This is a genomic window from Microbulbifer echini (assembly GCF_041447225.1).
Taxonomy (GTDB): domain Bacteria; phylum Pseudomonadota; class Gammaproteobacteria; order Pseudomonadales; family Cellvibrionaceae; genus Microbulbifer; species Microbulbifer echini.
Map to the genome: position 1 here is coordinate 24,448 of NZ_JBGMEL010000010.1, position 16,876 is coordinate 41,323.

At 47.4% G+C, this 16,876-nt stretch carries 19 protein-coding genes; 6 read left to right on the forward strand and 13 right to left on the reverse strand.

Annotation, left to right across the window (positions count from 1 at the left end; all coding sequences use genetic code 11):
- Window positions 1–22: 22 nt before the first annotated feature.
- The 3 genes from ACCI51_RS11105 to ACCI51_RS11115 form a co-directional block, all read right to left on the reverse strand.
- Complete coding sequence (locus tag ACCI51_RS11105) at window positions 23–436, reverse strand: nuclear transport factor 2 family protein (RefSeq protein ID WP_371843601.1); 414 nt, start codon at window positions 434–436, stop codon at window positions 23–25.
- The gene (gene pcaB, locus ACCI51_RS11110; RefSeq protein WP_371843602.1) at window positions 436–1,785 is read right to left on the reverse strand and encodes a 3-carboxy-cis,cis-muconate cycloisomerase; all 1,350 of its coding nucleotides are present in this window, start codon (window positions 1,783–1,785) and stop codon (window positions 436–438) included. Before pcaB ends, ACCI51_RS11105 begins: the two co-directional genes overlap by 1 nt.
- Window positions 1,786–2,009: 224 nt before the next feature.
- A complete protein-coding gene (locus ACCI51_RS11115) occupies window positions 2,010–2,255 on the reverse strand; it encodes a hypothetical protein (protein WP_371843603.1) in 246 nt (81 codons plus the stop codon).
- Window positions 2,256–2,784: 529 nt separating this feature from the next.
- On the opposite strand from ACCI51_RS11115, the gene ACCI51_RS11120 reads away from it, so the two are divergent.
- Genes ACCI51_RS11120 through ACCI51_RS11130 form a run of 3 tightly spaced genes read left to right on the forward strand, consistent with a single transcriptional unit; the run spans window position 2,785 to window position 5,282 of the window.
- On the forward strand, window positions 2,785–3,606 hold the full coding sequence (locus tag ACCI51_RS11120; protein ID WP_371843604.1) for an iron-containing redox enzyme family protein: 822 nt from the start codon (window positions 2,785–2,787) through the stop codon (window positions 3,604–3,606).
- Complete coding sequence (locus tag ACCI51_RS11125) at window positions 3,584–4,354, forward strand: class I SAM-dependent methyltransferase (protein ID WP_371843605.1); 771 nt, start codon at window positions 3,584–3,586, stop codon at window positions 4,352–4,354. The genes ACCI51_RS11120 and ACCI51_RS11125 overlap by 23 nt, the downstream gene beginning before the upstream one ends.
- Window positions 4,347–5,282 (forward strand): TauD/TfdA family dioxygenase, encoded by a 936-nt coding sequence (locus ACCI51_RS11130; protein WP_371843606.1) that lies wholly within the window; start codon window positions 4,347–4,349, stop codon window positions 5,280–5,282. The genes ACCI51_RS11125 and ACCI51_RS11130 overlap by 8 nt, the downstream gene beginning before the upstream one ends.
- A gap of 91 nt (window positions 5,283–5,373) precedes the next feature.
- Here the strand turns inward: ACCI51_RS11130 and ACCI51_RS11135 are convergent, their stop codons facing one another.
- Window positions 5,374–6,333: a DUF2279 domain-containing protein gene (locus tag ACCI51_RS11135; RefSeq protein WP_299586595.1), complete on the reverse strand. Its 960-nt coding sequence runs from the start codon at window positions 6,331–6,333 to the stop codon at window positions 5,374–5,376.
- Window positions 6,334–6,777: 444 nt separating this feature from the next.
- Complete coding sequence (locus ACCI51_RS11140) at window positions 6,778–7,512, reverse strand: thiaminase II/PqqC family protein (protein ID WP_371843607.1); 735 nt, start codon at window positions 7,510–7,512, stop codon at window positions 6,778–6,780.
- A 303-nt stretch (window positions 7,513–7,815) separates the two neighbouring features.
- Here ACCI51_RS11140 and ACCI51_RS11145 point away from each other — a divergent pair, with 303 nt between their 5' ends.
- The 3 genes from ACCI51_RS11145 (at window position 7,816) to ACCI51_RS11155 (ending at window position 8,679) form a co-directional block, all read left to right on the forward strand.
- Window positions 7,816–8,106 (forward strand): transposase, encoded by a 291-nt coding sequence (locus tag ACCI51_RS11145; protein ID WP_299586591.1) that lies wholly within the window; start codon window positions 7,816–7,818, stop codon window positions 8,104–8,106.
- A gap of 136 nt (window positions 8,107–8,242) precedes the next feature.
- Entirely contained in the window at window positions 8,243–8,506 is a 264-nt protein-coding gene (locus tag ACCI51_RS11150) for an IS3 family transposase (protein WP_371843723.1), read from the forward strand.
- A complete protein-coding gene (locus ACCI51_RS11155) occupies window positions 8,485–8,679 on the forward strand; it encodes a DDE-type integrase/transposase/recombinase (RefSeq protein WP_366525587.1) in 195 nt (64 codons plus the stop codon). The genes ACCI51_RS11150 and ACCI51_RS11155 overlap by 22 nt, the downstream gene beginning before the upstream one ends.
- Window positions 8,680–9,210: 531 nt before the next feature.
- On the opposite strand, the gene ACCI51_RS11160 is transcribed toward ACCI51_RS11155, so the two are convergent.
- The 8 genes from ACCI51_RS11160 to mazG all read right to left on the reverse strand — a co-directional run bounded on the left by ACCI51_RS11160 (window position 9,211) and on the right by mazG (window position 16,872).
- Window positions 9,211–10,353 carry a tRNA-queuosine alpha-mannosyltransferase domain-containing protein gene (locus ACCI51_RS11160; RefSeq protein ID WP_371843608.1) on the reverse strand — a complete coding sequence of 381 codons (1,143 nt, stop codon included), beginning with the start codon at window positions 10,351–10,353 and terminating at the stop codon, window positions 9,211–9,213.
- Between the two features lie 82 nt (window positions 10,354–10,435).
- Window positions 10,436–11,317 carry an NAD(P)-dependent oxidoreductase gene (locus ACCI51_RS11165; RefSeq protein WP_371843609.1) on the reverse strand — a complete coding sequence of 294 codons (882 nt, stop codon included), beginning with the start codon at window positions 11,315–11,317 and terminating at the stop codon, window positions 10,436–10,438.
- Window positions 11,318–11,322: 5 nt separating this feature from the next.
- The gene (locus ACCI51_RS11170) at window positions 11,323–12,120 is read right to left on the reverse strand and encodes an undecaprenyl-diphosphate phosphatase (protein WP_371843610.1); all 798 of its coding nucleotides are present in this window, start codon (window positions 12,118–12,120) and stop codon (window positions 11,323–11,325) included.
- A gap of 3 nt (window positions 12,121–12,123) precedes the next feature.
- A complete protein-coding gene (gene tsaB / locus ACCI51_RS11175) occupies window positions 12,124–12,825 on the reverse strand; it encodes a tRNA (adenosine(37)-N6)-threonylcarbamoyltransferase complex dimerization subunit type 1 TsaB (protein ID WP_371843611.1) in 702 nt (233 codons plus the stop codon).
- Window positions 12,826–12,990: 165 nt separating this feature from the next.
- Window positions 12,991–13,857: a hypothetical protein gene (locus tag ACCI51_RS11180; RefSeq protein WP_371843613.1), complete on the reverse strand. Its 867-nt coding sequence runs from the start codon at window positions 13,855–13,857 to the stop codon at window positions 12,991–12,993.
- Window positions 13,858–14,068: 211 nt separating this feature from the next.
- Entirely contained in the window at window positions 14,069–15,067 is a 999-nt protein-coding gene (hemH, locus tag ACCI51_RS11185; RefSeq protein ID WP_371843614.1) for a ferrochelatase, read from the reverse strand.
- 179 nt (window positions 15,068–15,246) lie between these two features.
- Entirely contained in the window at window positions 15,247–15,900 is a 654-nt protein-coding gene (gene adk / locus ACCI51_RS11190; protein ID WP_299586571.1) for an adenylate kinase, read from the reverse strand.
- Window positions 15,901–16,041: 141 nt separating this feature from the next.
- The gene (gene mazG / locus ACCI51_RS11195) at window positions 16,042–16,872 is read right to left on the reverse strand and encodes a nucleoside triphosphate pyrophosphohydrolase (RefSeq protein ID WP_299586569.1); all 831 of its coding nucleotides are present in this window, start codon (window positions 16,870–16,872) and stop codon (window positions 16,042–16,044) included.
- Window positions 16,873–16,876 lie beyond the last annotated feature (4 nt).

A 16,876-nucleotide genomic window follows, 5' to 3' on the forward strand; every position in this document is an offset into this window, starting at 1 on the left:
CTAGCCTAGAAGCAAACTCAAATTACTGAGGACAATCCTTTGCGTCTATAAAGGCTCCATGAATTGGAGCAGTATCATAGATAATGTTCACAGACGAAAAACCACTAAGATCATCAGTTAAATCAAAAAGGTCCACTACATCAATTGTGGCCGGACCTTTATCCTCTACTGATCGGGTATAGCTCAGATAAATCGCAACTTGATTCGTACTCACCATACCCAAAAGAATATTCTTGAGAACTATCGTGCGGTTGCTGATTGACCGAAAGACATAGGAATAAAAGCTCCTCACGGAGCACTCACCAAATATGGGAGAGTTAACCGTAGCATTAGCAGCAAAAAGTAATACAAGTGCTTCCAGATCAGCCAGCTCCAAGGCATTAATATACTGATAGCAGAGCCGCTCAATATTTGCTAGGTCTTTCGGGTTGTACATTATCTTTCTTGTTTGGCAAGCGTCCGATCTACCATTTCACCGCAAAGACCGAGATAATTCTTTGGGTCGAGAAGCTTGTCTACTTCGTCATCACTAATCTTGGACGCCACCTCGGTATTTTCTTTAAGCAACTCAGCAAATGGACGCCCCGTTTCAATGGCCTCACTACAAATCCTGTATACAAGATCGTGGGCTTTTTCACGGCCAATTTTTGGGCCAAGTGCCATCATCACCGCTTCGGAAGAAACTAGGCCTCCTGTCAGCTTTAAATTACGCAACATATTTTCAGGGTGTACATTGAGACCACTCAAAGCAAACCTCGCCTGTGCCAGAGCAGCGGCCGAGAGGCAAAAAATTTCCGGAAGAACCACCCATTCAATCTCCCAGGTTCCCGTTGCCCGCTCATGATCTTCTTCCATTGCATTGAGTAAAGCTGCCACCTGCTGCCGTATAATCGGAACCATGCCACTGATGTACACAGAAGAAACCGGATTGTGTTTTTGCGGCATGGTACTGGAAGCACCTCGCCCTGCGGTAAAGGGTTCAGTGACCTCGCCAACCTCCGTTTGAGCCATTAGTTTGATATCCAGGGCAATCTTTCCCAAAGTACCTGTAATCAAACCCAACAGGCAGGCGACTTCCGTAATTCTGTCACGCATGGTATGCCAAGCGATAATAGGTGTGCCGAGTTTGAGCGCCTCCATAATGCCAGACTGTACCGCTAACCCCCGGTCACCCAGGGACGCCAGATTACCGGCTGCACCGCCAAATTCACCGACCAGCACACGTTTCTTGATTTCTTGCAGGCGCTGTTGATGTCGGTGGAAACCAGCCAACCATACAGCCGCCTTATAGCCAAAGGTGATTGGCACGGCCTGCTGAAGGTTACTGCGAGCTACCATTGGCGTATCCCGGTAATCCTTTGCCAAGTTCGCCAGGGCATCGACAATGGCGTCTACCTCTGTTTCCACTAACCCCAGGGCCGCGCGAATCTGCAGCACTGTTGCGGTATCGGTAATATCCTGGGTAGTGGTCCCCCAATGGCACCACTGCCCCGCTCCCCCGCTACAAAGCGCAACTAGCTGTTGAACAACCCCAAGAACCGGGTAGCCAATCAGCTCTGTTTGAGATTTCAACCGCGCAAAATCGATTTCCACAGCATGGCAGTGCCGACAAATTTCCTCGGCTGCCTCCTGAGGGATAATACTCAACTGTGCCTGAACCCTGGCCAGTGCAGCTTCCACATCCAGGTAGTACTGTATTCTCTGCCTGTCTGAGAAAATCTCACTCATGGCATTAGTGCTGAACATTTCACTAAAGACTACTGAGTCAATCAATGTTGCGGCCATTCTTCACCCCATAAACATCAGGCGATGCCAGCGACTTTACATATATCGTTAATAAGAATTCAGGGAAGCTCTCGAACTTAGTGAAAGGGACATGAACAAACTAATAACTGACTATGGTGAGCCTGCTAGATAAAGAATAGCACCCAGTCTGAGGCTGCTATATTGAATTAACCAACATATGTAAGGTCTTTGCCAAAGGAATAGAAATTTTCGGCACACTCCCCCTAATTGGAGCCCAGGCCGAACGCCAGATATCCCGTTATTGCCAATAGAAGTAATACTCCTATCAACCCTACGCGACCAGGCATTTCTGATGGTGAGGGTTGAATATCCCTCTCTTGCATATAAGAGTCGACTATCCCTTTAGCTTCTTTTAGATCAATCGCTCGAGACTCACGCAGCAATTTTATAGCCAGGATTGTTCTACCATCTTCGATCGCTTCAATCACATTTTTTTCCAAATCCATCATGCATCCATCGAAAGTTCCAGGAAGTATAATTCTGGCACATGAAACACAAAAATTCATGGTTTTGATCCTCTCCTACCCAAGGCTTACCTGAAGGAAGCGGCAGGACGATGACCTCCTCTAAACTGACCAGGTTTATATCTCTACTACGAGAATTGATCTATATCAATCACCATACAAAAACCAGACATAGGCACAACTTATGTTTTCAAAAAAAATCCACCAACAAAAAAATAACCTCATATTACTGAGCACATCAAGAGGAACAAATCCAAATAGAAGATAGGAATCAAAATTAAAATACCCACTAAGTATTAGTTCAACCTAACCTCATTCCACACATTCATCAAAACACAAGACACATCGACAAAGAGGTTATTGATTAAGAAAACTCGATCGGTATACTGAAATACCAAAACGATAACAATAGCTCACTCGCATACACCGGACGTATGTCAGAAAATTGAAAGCTTAATACATTAAACTTTTAGCTTTCTGGCGGCTTAATTAAACATGGAATTAAAGGCTTAAGATGAACGATCAAAGCAGGGCTTGGCTAGAGCAACTATCGCAAGAAGCACTTAAGCACAGAGCAATAAACCACCCTTACCTTGTACAATTCAGCAACGCATCACTTCCCGATTTCCGTTACGCCGTAGCCGATTTCGCTCAGCAATACAGCTTATACTCATCTCGTTTTGTCAATTTATTAACTGCGGTGATCTCCAAACTCACCGATCAGAAACATCGTAATATTCTGCTGGATAACCTGAGCGAAGAGTCCGGTTACTATGTCGAGAATGAACTTCAGGAATTACATTCCCATGGTATAGATCCGAGCTGGGTTCGAGGCATCCCGCACGCTGAACTATTCAACCGGTTTAAAGAAAAAGCCACCAGAGATATCGCAGAAATTCCAGTATCAGATGATGCTGCTATCTGGTATGACATGCTCTCAGCAGTGCTACTTTATGGCTCTACCGAAGAGGCTATAGGCGCTCTGGGCCTGGGCACAGAACACGTGGTGAGTTCAATCTACCCCTTCATTGAAAAGGGTCTAAAACAAATACCTGAAATCAGCCCCGAGGACTACTGCTTCTTCTCCGTTCACACCTTGATCGATGATCATCACGCAGAGAGCTTAAACCAGATCGCCTTGGATTTTGCCAACACCGAGGTGGGGAGAAAGCGCCTGTACTACGGCGTCTTGAAATCGTTAAACCTGAGAGCGGCCTTCTGGGATGGCCTGCTAGATCGAGCACACAAAAACAAAAAAAACAATTCGAATAATCATAAAGTATCAATCGACCAAAAAACAGGAGTGGCTCAGGATGAACCAACCTCTATCAACTGAGAAGATTTATAACGCACAAGCGAGTAACTGGTTACGATCAGAAAAAGTTTTGCTAAGTGATTTTACTGCGAGGCCCCGCGTACTTGAATCTCTGGGAAATATCGAAGGGCAAGATATTCTGGACTTTGGGTGCGGCGAGGGTTATGTGTCACGCATGCTCCTTGAAGCAGGGGTAAAATCGGTCTTTGGCGTAGATTCCTCAGCTGAAATGATTACCCAGGCACAAACAATGGCTTCAGAGCTAAAGTTGGCTAATGCTAACTATGCTGAAGGCAATGCGGTTACCTTTGACCAGTTTCCACAAACCAGCTTCGATAAAGCTATTGCGGTTTTCCTTTTCAATTATCTGACTATCGAAGAAATGACGCAGGTAATGACCAGAGTGCACGCCTTACTGGCACCAGGTGGTACCTTTGTCTTTACCGTACCCCACCCCTGCCTGCCATTCATGCGAGCAGAAACCCCGCCGTTCTACTTTGAACACGGCAAAAAAACCTATCTCGATGGTATCAACCAAACCTTCGAGGGTAAAATTTGGCGTAGAGACGGTATTCCCGTATCTGTTCGCTGTGTTCATAAAAATTTTTCACACTATTTTGAAGCCCTGGCAAAAGCGGGCTTTAATAGCCTGCCAGAAGTAAAAGAATTAGCTGTAACTGATGAACATCTGGCATTTGACCCTAAATTTTTTGGCCCACTAAAAGGCTATCCACTGCATGTGTTATTTAAGGTGAAGGCAAATGATTGATATGGCTCCAGCTGAGGTTGTTCGAGCACAAGCCTGGACAGCTGCAGAGATGACCACAAAATCCAACTGGAAGTTTAGCTGGCCAGCCCAGTGGCAGGCAGAAATAAAGGCCCTGCAAGAGTGGACCTTAAATCAAGAGGACCCCATTCAAGCCTTGCAGAAAGATTCAGTCTCCACCCCACAGTTCGATCAACTTGCCCAGCAGATCAAATACGAGGTGCAAGAAGGAAATGGGGTAACCTGGATCCAGGGTGTCGAAGGTTTTGATCAAAAAATCCTAAACCTATTATTTCTAAAGATCAGCTTGGCAATGGGGAAGACTATCGATACCTACGGTCGACTTTACGGAATATTGGACACAGGCAGAAGTTATAAAGACGAAGCGATACCAGTTTCTCAAACCAATGCTGCCACTGGAGTACATACAGATAGCTCACAGCGGGCGATACAACCCAATATTCTAGGCCTCTGCTGTATAACTCCAGCAATAGAAGGTGGTAAATCCAAAGTTGTATCGGCGGCTCAAGTGCACGAGAATCTTCGGGAAAATACCCCGCAAAAACTGGAACTACTCTACGACAACTATATTCGAGATCTTGTCACACCAGGAAGTGATAAAGCGACTCAAAATGTTCTTAACAATTACTTTCCAATTTTTAGCTACACCAATGGCAAACTTTCTATCCGTTATATGCGCTACTGGATAGAGAAAGGTCACCAACGAGTGGGCAACCCCCTAACGAAGGAGGCTCTCCAAGCACTAGACTTTCTCGATGGGGAACTCAACAATGAAGAAAACGTTGTTAGCTTTTATATGAATTCTGGCGACATGATTTTTATTGATAATACTAGAATCCTGCACGATCGCGATGAATTTATCGACACACCCGGGCAAAAACGAATATATACAAGGGTGTGGATAGATTAAGTGCTTACAGGCTCCTGGAGAATCTTTTCCTGGGGCCTGTCAATTAGGAGTATTAGTCTACTGGGTAGGTAATTATAAAGTCGGATCCGATTTAATCATTCTCACTAGCAACATAAGTATGAGGAAGCTGAATATATTCAAAAAACTTTCGCCCAAATCGGCCTCCAGTACTCTCTCTAACTCCAGGCCTGCCAAAAAGCAGCTCCCCTATATTCACTCCAACCCCAACATAGAGCTCTCTACGCAAAGGGTCGTCTCGTTCTTTTTCTTTCAAGGTGAAACCCCGAGCAAAGTAACCCCCATGTAACTCCAGATAATTAAGAGGATTTCTCCGTGATAAGCCAAAGCCACTTAACTTTAAGGCCAGTAGATATTTTTGCCCCGAGTAATCTGAGTGTGGCTTAAAGCCAGAGCGATTACCCGATGGAAGATATTCTAGACGAAAATCCAGCTTTTCCCTAAGCCCGGGGATATTCCGTCTTAGGTAAGAGATTCCTACCCCCGCAGTATTGGCAACAACGTCCTCCCAGGCAAATCCATGCTCCTTAGAGTAACCATCGCCCAACTCCACAAATAACATACTCAGCCAAGCTAGAGTGACTGCACTAGCCTCCGCCCCCACAGCATTATCAGCCTTGCAGTGTATGGCATCTGTAAAGAATTCACTGAGAAGATAGCTCCCATAGACATGACCTAGCTTATCCATACCACCATTGGCAGTATCATCCTCAAAGAAACCTTCACTAGTTGTACCAAAACTACTAGATCCCCAATCCCAATCCACTAAACCAATCGCTAAAGTGGAAACAGCTACCCCTGCAGCCTCAAATGGAATGGTAGAAAGGTGCTGCTTGAATTTAGACAGTTTAAAACCATGCTTTCTAGAATCAGCCACCGGGTACTGTTGTACACAACCAAATCTTTGTGATTCTTCGAAGGATATTGAATTACGGCCTACAGGGCTGGCCACCTCTTTAGCTAACACCTCAAAGCTCCACATAGCAAAAAGCATGACTAAAGAAATTCTCTGAGCTATTACACGATTCATCATTTCCATTTATTCCTTTAATAGGAAAATCCGACTTCAACTTTTATCACATTCAAGGGTAAGTGTTGTATGACAAAGAAAACTATCTTAGCAATAAAGCCAAACTTGATAGTTCAACCATCCTTGTTATCTCTATACATACCAATCATTAAGATAGGAATAAATATAAACAAGGTTCAGAAACAGACCTGAAAGATATTATTGCGCCACAAAAGTGAGCTGGATAGAAATTATACTTCTACATGGACATATTGAATCAACTGGCATTATTACTGGAATAACTCACTTTAAGACAATGCAATTGCCTATAAACACCGCAACATGAGGATAAAGCAATTATAAAAGTAATATAATTTATTTAATATGAATAATCGACCAACCGCCAAACATTGTCACTATAAGTTAAGAAATAGCAAGGATCAACCCCCCAAAGTTAAATCATAAAATTTACTGGCTATCAATACTTGAAAGTGCATTCCAAAAATTACTCTCATAGACTTGAATAAGCCTTACGCGAGTTTCAATGTCCGACTCACGCACTCCTGCGGCTAAGCCTTGCGACACTATAGCTATAGCCTGCTCTCTAAAATCAGAAGGTAAAGTACTAAAATTGATTAAGAACTCCAGCTGACTGTCAGACAACCCCTTATACTGTTTAAGTGCTTTTGCCATACGGCCAACATTTTTACCAAAACTTTGAAAGTTGATTAAAAGAGCTGCCGCAATCTCTGCAGGTTGTGCATAATTTGCCAGCCATGCTGTATAAGCTGGATACGCCTGCGCTCCAGCTAGCGGACGATACTTAGTAATTTGACTTTCCGAGATATTAAGCGCCTGAATTAGAACCGGTAATTGCTCACTGGCTGACACCTCATTAACGATTAAACGATAAAAGAATTTTTTGATCACCTTACTTGAAGAACCACCGAATCGATGTAAGGAGAGCGCATTATTGCGAAGGTCAGATTGAATAATCAGACGCTGTTCCAGTGCAAAAGCGTTTACAACTGACATTGACAACTCATTCTTCTCTAGCTTCTGGAGAATGACAGGAACTTCATTACTAAGATATTTCTTTTCAAGCCTCTGAATTAACTCTTCGGCCTTATTTTGTTCCTCCTTAACAGCCCCAGCTACAGAATTCGCTATCGCTATTACAAAGAAAGTCACAATAACCACCATCCTGGAAAAACATCCTAAAGTCACCATATGGCAGCCCCGCAATTAAAACATTAAGTGTAGCACCCTTTAAGAGTCTTGATTAAACCACCTAAAGAAATCTCAATAGATAATGTAGATAAATTACTAGCAGAGGCGATGTTATTTATTTGAAATTAACAAGAGGTATAAATCGCCACCAGCAAGGTGAAACTGCTTTCATTAAAAAAAATAAATTTGCCTTACACAAAAAACTCGCAAAACTGTTGTGGTCTAATCCTTCCGGACACTTCGCTAAGATGGTAAAACCAGCAAGCGAGGTAAAGTATGACAACAAAAGGTACGCGCCGGCAATTCAAACCGGAGTTCAAGAAAGACGCCGTAGCCCTTGTCTCTGAGCAAGCGTATTCGATTTCTAAGGCCGCAGAGGCTGTAGGAACCGCTGCCAGCAACCTGCGACGCTGGATAAAAGAGCTGAAGCAGGAAGAGAGTGGAGTAAGGCTGGATACCGGCGAGCGCGCAGAATTGGATCGGTTACAACACGAAAACAAGCCGTTGCGGATGGAGAAAGAAATCCTAAAAAAGGCCAGTGCATTCTTTGCGAAAGTAATGAAATAAAGTAAAACTTTATTAAGAAGCAACAGGGCCGCTTTCCAGTTAGGAGGCTCCGCCGAGTAATGCAGGTAAGTATTACTATTGGTGCCACCACAGTAATGGCTTGCTTGATACTCAAAAATGGCAACTATGCTATCGCTTGAAGGTCTTATTTGCAGAATCTCGACAGAGCCATGAAAGTCGTCGGTTAATGAAACCTCTACGTAAGGGAGGCATTGCGATCGGGCGCCATCGAGTCCGTAAGTTAATGGAAAAGCTCGGTTTGACGGTAAAATGCAAGAAGCGATTTACACTGACGATAGATAGTAACCACCAACTGTCGGATGCAGAGAATTTTCTGAAAGGGGTTTCGCACCGTGTACTAAAAATCAAGTTTGGACTTTGCAGGCCTGGCTGTACTTAGCAGTACTGATTGATCTCCATTCACGCCGGATTTTTGGTTGGCGCTTAGATCGTCAAATGGAAACAGCTTTGGTAAGTCACACATTGATGATAGCTGTCAATTTTCGCACGACCCCCAAAGGTCTTCTATATCACTCTGCTCGAGGTAGTCAGCATGCCACCAAACGCTATTGAAGCAGCAGCGAATGGTGTACTCAATGAGCCACAAGGGAAACTATTGGGACAACGTACCGACTGAACGTTTTTTAACGGTCTCAAGCGGTGGAGGTGCTCTAGTGATATTTGTAAAAAATGGAGAGACCTGCTCTATCGGTTACAGGATTAGCAAAGATTGTCTAGGTTTTTCGCGAATATGAGTATGCATATCACGGCATACCCACAGCCTTCTCAAACTTAGGTGGGCACTTCTAACCTTTGGAATGGGACCATAATTTATGCTTACTGCCATCTCTATTCTGTAGAGTAAGAAAGTTAAAACTAGCTGGGTCCCGAAAATGATAACCTGTTAACACTCCTTTGCCCCCCTATCTGAACGACTCTGCGAATCTTAAGAACTGTATGTATTAATCCCGGATTTTCAGGCGCCTATAACTATTATTATTTTACCAAGACCGGTTAGCTGATTCCGACATCGGCTACCGTGAAACTATAACAACCTAAAAGCACCATGAGCGTAATATTCCAAAATCACTCAAGTTGCGTGTACTAATTGCTAAAAATATAGGAAGCGTGATGATTTAAAGCACGCAAATACTTATATCTATGGCTTGCCCATGAAAAATTTTGGAAATCTAATTTATCCAGTCCCTCTACACACTGGACCTTTTTAAACATAGCTTCGAGCCTTACAACCGCATCCCCTACTCCCAAATAACGCAGCTTCTCGGGATAAAACTCTGGATAGCACTGCTCATCTGGCACCAATGGCGTACAGCCCGCTACTGCGGCCTCCATGACGGCCAGCCCTTGGAACTCGTGGTAGGCGGTAGAGAGAAACACATGGCTATTGCGTAAAGTTTGCCGATAGAGTTGTTCGCTTTCCACATAGCCTACTACCAGGAGGTTTTGGCTGAACTCCTGTTTAATCCGTTCAAATTCTTCTGGGCTGTTGCGAAAGGACTGGCCCATCAGATTAAGTAAAAATTTTACTTTATTCTCCTTTAGGCCCTCTAGGATTTTTAGTAAGCGGTCGGCTCCTTTGTCATATTCCCAGCGGGCGGCCCAGCTGATAATCAGGATATCTTCTGTGACCTCCCCTTGGTAACCCTGTGGCCAGCGATGATTCCAGGTAAAATCAACCTCGAGAAACTCCTTAATAAAAAGTGCGTCCTCTAAAGGCACAGGTAACACTTGGGATTTTCTTTCAATTTCCTCGCAAACTCCAGCAGGCACGCAGTCTGGAAAACGCTTTAATAACTTGGCCGCCCCTTCGAGTAAAGTGCGGCGGTTATATTCCGAGTTAAATAGCAGTAAGTCACCAGCCAGTGCGGTATAAATATTCAGCAATTGCGGCTCTAAGGACCGAAACGCATCTGAACTGCTTGGATAGGCAAACTGGTTCTCGTGGAAATACACCGCGGTAGGCACCCCCACGATCTCTGGCGCTAAGCCACGCAAGGCGCTGAGATCGGTCATAGAGGTAGCGATAATCAGATCCCATGTCTGCCTTAACGTCTGTGCATTCTCGCCCCTAGCCCAGGTGAGACTGTTGCTGCGAATTCGCCAGCTGAAATAGCGCGGTGGCAGTGTAAGAACTGTCCACTGCCATTCGGGAAATGCGGCAACTAAACCCTTACGCCAGCGCTTATGGCTATCTGCGTCGTAGGCGGAGAGTAAAAGAACTTTCATGGGAAATTAAAACAACAAAATTTGGAGATGCAGGGCTGAAACAAAATATCCAGCCTAGCTAGAGGCCTTCAGGCGGAGAGTATCAGTCGAAAGTACGCACATTCATAAGGCGTGCAAATAGACTGGAGGTGTCCCAGCGGGAACCGCCGATCGCTTGTACCTCGCTGTAGAACTGATCCACTAACGCCGTCACTGGTAACAGGGCTCCGTTATGTTGAGCTTCCTGCAGGACAATAGCCAAATCTTTACGCATCCAATCCACAGCGAAACCGTGGTCATACTCGCCCGCCAACATGGTTTTGGAGCGGTTCTCCATCTGCCAGCTCTGTGCAGCGCCTTTGGAGATAACATCGACTACCTGCTCGCCATCCAGCCCTGCCGCCTTGGCAAAATGCAGCCCCTCCGCTAATCCTTGGACCACCCCGGCGATACAAATCTGATTAACCATTTTACATAGCTGACCGCTGCCCACCGGCCCCAATAGAGTTACTGCCCTGGCAAAAGAATCAATCAATGGCTGAACACGCTGGAAATCCGCTTCCTCACCGCCAACCATCACCGTGAGCACGCCATTTTCGGCACCGGCCTGACCGCCGGATACCGGGGCGTCGAGAAAGCCGATGCCTTTCTCATTGGCAATCTCTGCCAATTCACGGGCGACATCTGCCGAGGCGGTAGTGTGATCCACAAACAATGCACCCTCTTCCATAGTCGCGAAGGCACCCTGCTCTCCGGTAACCACCTGGCGTAGGTCATTGTCGTTACCTACACAAGCAAACACCACTTCGGCACCTTTTGCGGTCTCAGCGGGTGTTGCAAAGCACTCCCCCTCATATTCGACGAGCCACTTTTCTGCTCGACTGGCTGTGCGGTTATACACTCGCATCTTGTGACCAGCCTTTGCCAGATAACCCGCCATGGGGTACCCCATTACACCCAGGCCAATAAACGCTACCGTTGTCATATTCATTACCCCCATATTATCCAAATAAGTGCCGCCCCCAGAATCAGGCGGTAAATAGCAAAAGGTGCCATGCCGATACGGCTAATAAACTGCAGGAAAAAGTGAATGCATAGATAAGCACTAATAAAAGAAAGCACCGTTCCCAATAGAATATCGCCCCAAGGCACACTCTCCAGAGCGAGCAAATCGTATGTCAGTAACATAGATGGCAACGCGATTGCCGGTATCGATAACAAGAAGGAAAAACGTGCGGCGGCTTCGCGTTTCATTCCAAGCATCAGTCCCGCAGTCATGGTGATACCGGAGCGGGAAGTGCCGGGAATAAGAGCCAATACCTGCGCGCAACCGATGATCAGGGCCTTTTTCCAGTTGAGCTGGGCCAGGTTCTGCCGCCGTGCCCCACGCACATCGGCCCACCAAAGTAACAGACCAAAGCCTATTGTAGTGGCTGCTATAACCGCCGCTGTGCGTAAATGGGTTTCTATATAGCCTTTGAAGATCAATCCAACCAGACCAACGGGGATGGTTGCCAACACGATCAGCCAGGCCAACCTACCCTCGTCAGTAAACTGCCTGGACTTCAGCCCCCCAAGGCCATCACGCAATAACAACCCAATATCCTTGCGAAAATATAGGACTACCGCAATCAGCGAGCCAAAATGCACGGCCACATCGAAGGCGAGCCCCTGATCCTGCCAGCCGAATACTTCAGCGGGCAAAATCAGGTGTGCCGAGCTGGAGATGGGAAGAAATTCAGTAAGACCCTGAATCAGAGCCAATACAACAATCTGAAAAATTTCCATGAATTACCGGGATCGAATTTTTTGTCGTTTTTGCCAAGTAACTTCATTGCGAAGATAGACGGGCTCCAATTCCTCGGCGGAAAGCGTCTTAGCTGCCTGCCATAGGGGAACAGCCAGCTCGGCAATATCCCGTGCGTGAATAAGGGCATCCAGATCACGCTCCTTTGCCTTGGCCGCAGCTAGCGCTTCGTAGTGCCAACCAGGACCAGCGCCGTAAAAGGAAGCGGCCAATCCATCGGTTTCCAGAGACAACAAAACCTGCTCCGGGTTCTGAACAGCTTCAGGGCACAGGCTGTCATTGGGCGACTGGGTATCGTATATACCCCAGTACACCTGCTGCATGCGGGCATCGAGCATCGTCACAATAGGAGATTCGCCCCATTCCGGGTGTGTTCGCCTCGCTCCTAAAGCCAAGGCTGCAAGACTGGATACCGGTACTACTGGTTTATCCACGGAAAAAGCCAGCCCCTGCACGCAACTGATTGCGATTCGTAGCCCGGTGAACGAGCCGGGACCTCGACTTACGGCAAAGGCATCCAAGCCAGGCAGGGTTAATTCAGCTTCTGCCAATACTTCGTCCACCATCGGTAACAAGCGGCGAGTATGGTCTCGCTCTGCCTGTACGAAGCGCTCGGTAATCTGGCCGTTACTATAAAGTGCCACAGAGCAGGCACCAGACGTGGTATCCAGGGCAAGAATCTTCACAACTGTCTCAAACCGGGTAATCGAGGGAGGTGAATTGTGGCATGGTCACAAAGGCTAGTCATGTAGATTCATACGATGCGGAAAGAGAAAACCCCGGCATAAGCCAGGGTTGACGGGAAGCCAGCCATACTCTAGTGGCTAACAGCGGACTTGGTATTTATGGAACTAGGCTGCACTCTTCGGCGGGCGACCACGCCGACCTGTACCCGCTTTAGGCGGGCGGCCACGACGTGCGGGAGACTTTTTAGCTGCTGTCGTTGCGGTGGTGGACTTCTTAGGACGGCCCACCCTTTTAGCCTTCGCAGGCTTGGCTGCAGTAGTGGCCTTTTTAGGGCGCCCGACACGCTTAGCGGCTTTAGTTTCAGTGGCAGCCTTTTTAGGGCGGCCCATTTTTTTGGCGGAAGGAGACTTTTTAGTCGTGGCTTTCTTCGCCTTTTGTACCTCTGCTTTTAACTTAGCCGCGGCTTTTTTCTCCAGCTCCTTCGCTTTTGCCACAGCTTTCTTCGCTGCGGCTTTTACCTTGGCCTCAGCTTTCTTCTCTGCGGCCTTGATCTTCTTAGCGTGAGCCTTTTCCCGGGTCTTCACCCAGCGCGCCTCAAAGGCTTTGAGGGCTGCAGCCAGCTCTTTATCGGCCTTAGCGGAAAGGCTATCAGAAAGGGCGCTAACCTTCTCTTTAGCCGATTCTTCAGCGAGACGAACGGCATCCATGGTCTTGGCCTTAACGAGTTCCACTTTGGCCATCGCCAGCTTGGCGCGCAATTCCTTTGCCTTGCTATTGGCATTAGTCAAAGAAGTCTTTGCCGCTGCCGTGCTACTTTTTTGTACCCGCGCCTTTGCTTTTGCCACACGATCCATTTGTGCATCCAGCGACTTGCTCGCTGCATCCACTGCTTTCTGTGCTTTATCGACTATTGGCGACGCTTTGGTCGAACCAGTTGTCTTTTTAGCACGTGTACTCTTTTTTACTACTCTTGCCATCCCTTGTCTCCTCACTAAAAAGAAGAAGTACTTCCAAAAGTGTGCCGGCAGCATTGCCTGTTAGCGATCGAATAAAACCACGATGGGTTATTTTATTACTTATACAGAGCGACGCACCGCCTATTTCGATACAACTTTATCAAAGTTAATAAAAATACAGGGCATTGCAAGTAAAAAAGCGAAAAATGAGAAATTTTTCAGCAAAAAAGTATCTTTTTCTTATCAAATTGCCTTTTACGGTGACCAAATTGGTAAAAGCTTGAAATTATTTTGCTCCAGGCAACTTATCTTCAATAATCGCGGCAAGTGCTTGAATATGGTCTGCACGTAAATTTAACGCGGGAATATAATGGTATTCACTGCCGCCGGCATCGATAAAATTAGCGCGATTCTCCACCGAAATTTCTTCTAGTGTCTCCAAACAGTCCGCCGAAAAAGCCGGGCAGATTACATCGACACTCTTAATTCCGCTTTTTCCCCACTCGATTAGTGTTTTATCCGTATAAGGCTGCAACCACTCCGCTTTACCAAAGCGTGACTGGAAAGTAACTTGCCAGCGATCCTGAGTAATTTGCAATTCTTCAGCGAGCAGCCTCGCCGTTTCCTGGCAGTGGCGATAATAGGGGTCTCCCTTATCAACATTCGCTTTGGGAATACCGTGGAATGACAACATGAGTTTTTCGGCCTGGCCGCACTTCTGCCAATGCTCTCTAACGGAATTGGCTAGAGATTTAATATAAAGCGGTGAATGGTAATACTCCCTAATCAGGGTAATATCCGGAATATCACGACTTTTTCGAAAAATCTGCGCCACTTGATCGTAAATGGCAGCCGTCGTCGTAGCGGAGTACTGGGGATACAAGGGTAAAACGATAAAGGATTCATAGCCTTTCTTTCGCAAACCATCAATAACCTTGTCAAGGCGCGGCTCGCCATAAGTCATCGCAAATTCTACAGCAAGGTCCCGCCCTTTATCGTTCAGATGCTTTTGTAACAACTCAGCCTGGCGACGCGTATAGTAGAGAAGTGGAGAACCTTCAACCTGCGCACCGTCTGCACTGCAATTCCATATTTCTGCATAAGCCGGAGCAATGCGCTTCGGGCGAAAAGGCAATATGAAGCCATTTAAGATGGCGAGCCACAGCGGCCGGGGTATTTCCACCACGCGGGGATCGGAGAGGAAATCCCGCAGGAATTCTCTCACCGCAGGTGCCGTGGGCTGTGCCGGGGTACCCAGATTCATCAAAACTATCGCTGTGGACATACAAAGACCCGTCTGAAATACAATTTTGCCAGGAAAAACCTGCCGGCAATCTTAATGATTGACCAATCAACTACAAGGGATAGCGCTCCCTGAAACTGCGCAAAGGGGTCCCCGGCAATTCGGCAAGATACAAAAAAGCCCCCAAGTGGGGGCTTTATAAAAAAGTGCGATTGCAGCAATCAGCTGAGTGCCTCGATGACCTTTTCGCGGATATCATCCATGCTGCCAACACCCATCACTTTACTGTATTTGGGGGCCGCTTCAGGGGAGCGCGCTTCCAGCTCTCGGTAAAAGCCAACCAACGGCGCTGTTTGCTCGTGATAAACCGCCAGGCGCTTGCGCACAGTCTCTTCAGTATCGTCGCTACGCTGTACCAATGCCTCGCCAGTCACATCGTCCACACCTTCGCTTTTGGGTGGGTTGTACTCGGTGTGGTACACACGGCCAGAGCCTTCGTGTACGCGTCGCCCGGAAAGGCGTTTAACGATTTCCTCATCATCCACTGCAATTTCCAGCACGTGATCGATGTGGACATCCGCATCCAGCAGGGCTTGTGCCTGGGGAATAGTGCGCGGGAATCCATCGAACAGGAATCCATTGGCACAGTCCGCCTGGGTAATGCGCTCCTTCACCAGGGCAATAATCAAGTCATCGGAAACCAGCTTGCCGGCCTCCATGATGTCTTTCGCCTGCAGGCCGAGAGGGGTGCCCGCTTTCACCGCTGCGCGAAGCATATCGCCGGTGGAGATCTGCGGAATGCCGAACTTCTCTGTTATGAATTGTGCCTGAGTGCCCTTGCCGGCTCCCGGCGCCCCCAAGAGAATAATTCGCATGTTCAGTTAGCCTCCAAAACTGTCGACGCATCAATAGCCGCCGCGCCAAAAGAGCGCTACCTTACACGCACACCCCAAATTGGGCAAGATTGTGGCCGTTATGTACCCATTCCCGCAGGGTAAGCGACCCTTTTACCTCGATCACTCATTGCCGGAGCGCGGTTTCTCACTCGCTTTTGCCCGCTCCCAAAGCCCATCTAACTCCTCCAAACTCGCATCTGCAGGCACACGCCCATCGGCCCGGAGTGCCGTTTCCACAGCGCCAAAACGACGCACGAACTTACGATTGCACTGACGTAGTGCCGTCTCTGGGTCAATTTTGAGATGTCGGGCAGCATTGACACAAGAAAACAGTAAATCGCCGAGCTCCTCACCGGCATGCTCGCGATCTCCGGCTTCGATGGCCTCCCGCAGCTCCGCTACTTCTTCTTCAATTTTATCCAGTACGCCATGGATATCCGGCCAGTCGAATCCCACTTGAGAGGCCCGTTTCTGTAATTTGGCCGCGCGTGTCAATCCCGGCAGCCCCGCAGTGACGCCAGCCAGAATGCCGACTTCCCCCTTTTTACTGCGCTCCTCCGCCTTGATCGCCTCCCAATTCCGCTTTACCTGAGCCTCATCCACTGCAGCGGTATCATTCTCGCCATAGAGGTCTCCACTGGGAAATACATGGGGATGGCGGCGCACCAATTTACGCACCAGGGTGTCCACAATACGGGAAAAATCGAAATGGCCCTGCTCGCGCCCGAGCTGGGAGTAAAAAATCACCTGGAACAATAAGTCCCCAAGCTCTTCATGCAGGTGTTCGTAATCCTCAATCTCAATCGCTTCCGCAACTTCGTAGGCCTCCTCTATCGTGGAGGGCACAATCGTGGCATATGTCTGTTTTAAGTCCCAGGGGCAACCTCCATCCGGGTTGCGCAACTGGGCCATCAGGTGGAGCAGGTCCTCCACCGTGTACTGATTTTGCAATTAT

Excerpts from the sequence above, each read along its gene's own strand:
- ACCI51_RS11180 (WP_371843613.1), bottom strand. The coding sequence starts at position 13,857 with ATGCTGCCGGCACACTTTTGGAAGTACTTCTTCTTTTTAGTGAGGAGA.
- ACCI51_RS11105 (WP_371843601.1), bottom strand. The coding sequence starts at position 436 with ATGTACAACCCGAAAGACCTAGCAAATATTGAGCGGCTCTGCTATCAG.
- ACCI51_RS11165 (WP_371843609.1), bottom strand. The coding sequence starts at position 11,317 with ATGACAACGGTAGCGTTTATTGGCCTGGGTGTAATGGGGTACCCCATG.
- ACCI51_RS11115 (WP_371843603.1), bottom strand. The coding sequence starts at position 2,255 with ATGATGGATTTGGAAAAAAATGTGATTGAAGCGATCGAAGATGGTAGA.
- ACCI51_RS11145 (WP_299586591.1), top strand. The coding sequence starts at position 7,816 with ATGACAACAAAAGGTACGCGCCGGCAATTCAAACCGGAGTTCAAGAAA.
- adk (WP_299586571.1), bottom strand. The coding sequence starts at position 15,900 with ATGCGAATTATTCTCTTGGGGGCGCCGGGAGCCGGCAAGGGCACTCAG.
- ACCI51_RS11120 (WP_371843604.1), top strand. The coding sequence starts at position 2,785 with ATGAACGATCAAAGCAGGGCTTGGCTAGAGCAACTATCGCAAGAAGCA.
- hemH (WP_371843614.1), bottom strand. The coding sequence starts at position 15,067 with ATGTCCACAGCGATAGTTTTGATGAATCTGGGTACCCCGGCACAGCCC.
- ACCI51_RS11135 (WP_299586595.1), bottom strand. The coding sequence starts at position 6,333 with ATGATGAATCGTGTAATAGCTCAGAGAATTTCTTTAGTCATGCTTTTT.
- ACCI51_RS11140 (WP_371843607.1), bottom strand. The coding sequence starts at position 7,512 with ATGGTGGTTATTGTGACTTTCTTTGTAATAGCGATAGCGAATTCTGTA.
- ACCI51_RS11160 (WP_371843608.1), bottom strand. The coding sequence starts at position 10,353 with ATGAAAGTTCTTTTACTCTCCGCCTACGACGCAGATAGCCATAAGCGC.
- ACCI51_RS11130 (WP_371843606.1), top strand. The coding sequence starts at position 4,347 with ATGATTGATATGGCTCCAGCTGAGGTTGTTCGAGCACAAGCCTGGACA.
- ACCI51_RS11170 (WP_371843610.1), bottom strand. The coding sequence starts at position 12,120 with ATGGAAATTTTTCAGATTGTTGTATTGGCTCTGATTCAGGGTCTTACT.
- ACCI51_RS11125 (WP_371843605.1), top strand. The coding sequence starts at position 3,584 with ATGAACCAACCTCTATCAACTGAGAAGATTTATAACGCACAAGCGAGT.
- pcaB (WP_371843602.1), bottom strand. The coding sequence starts at position 1,785 with ATGGCCGCAACATTGATTGACTCAGTAGTCTTTAGTGAAATGTTCAGC.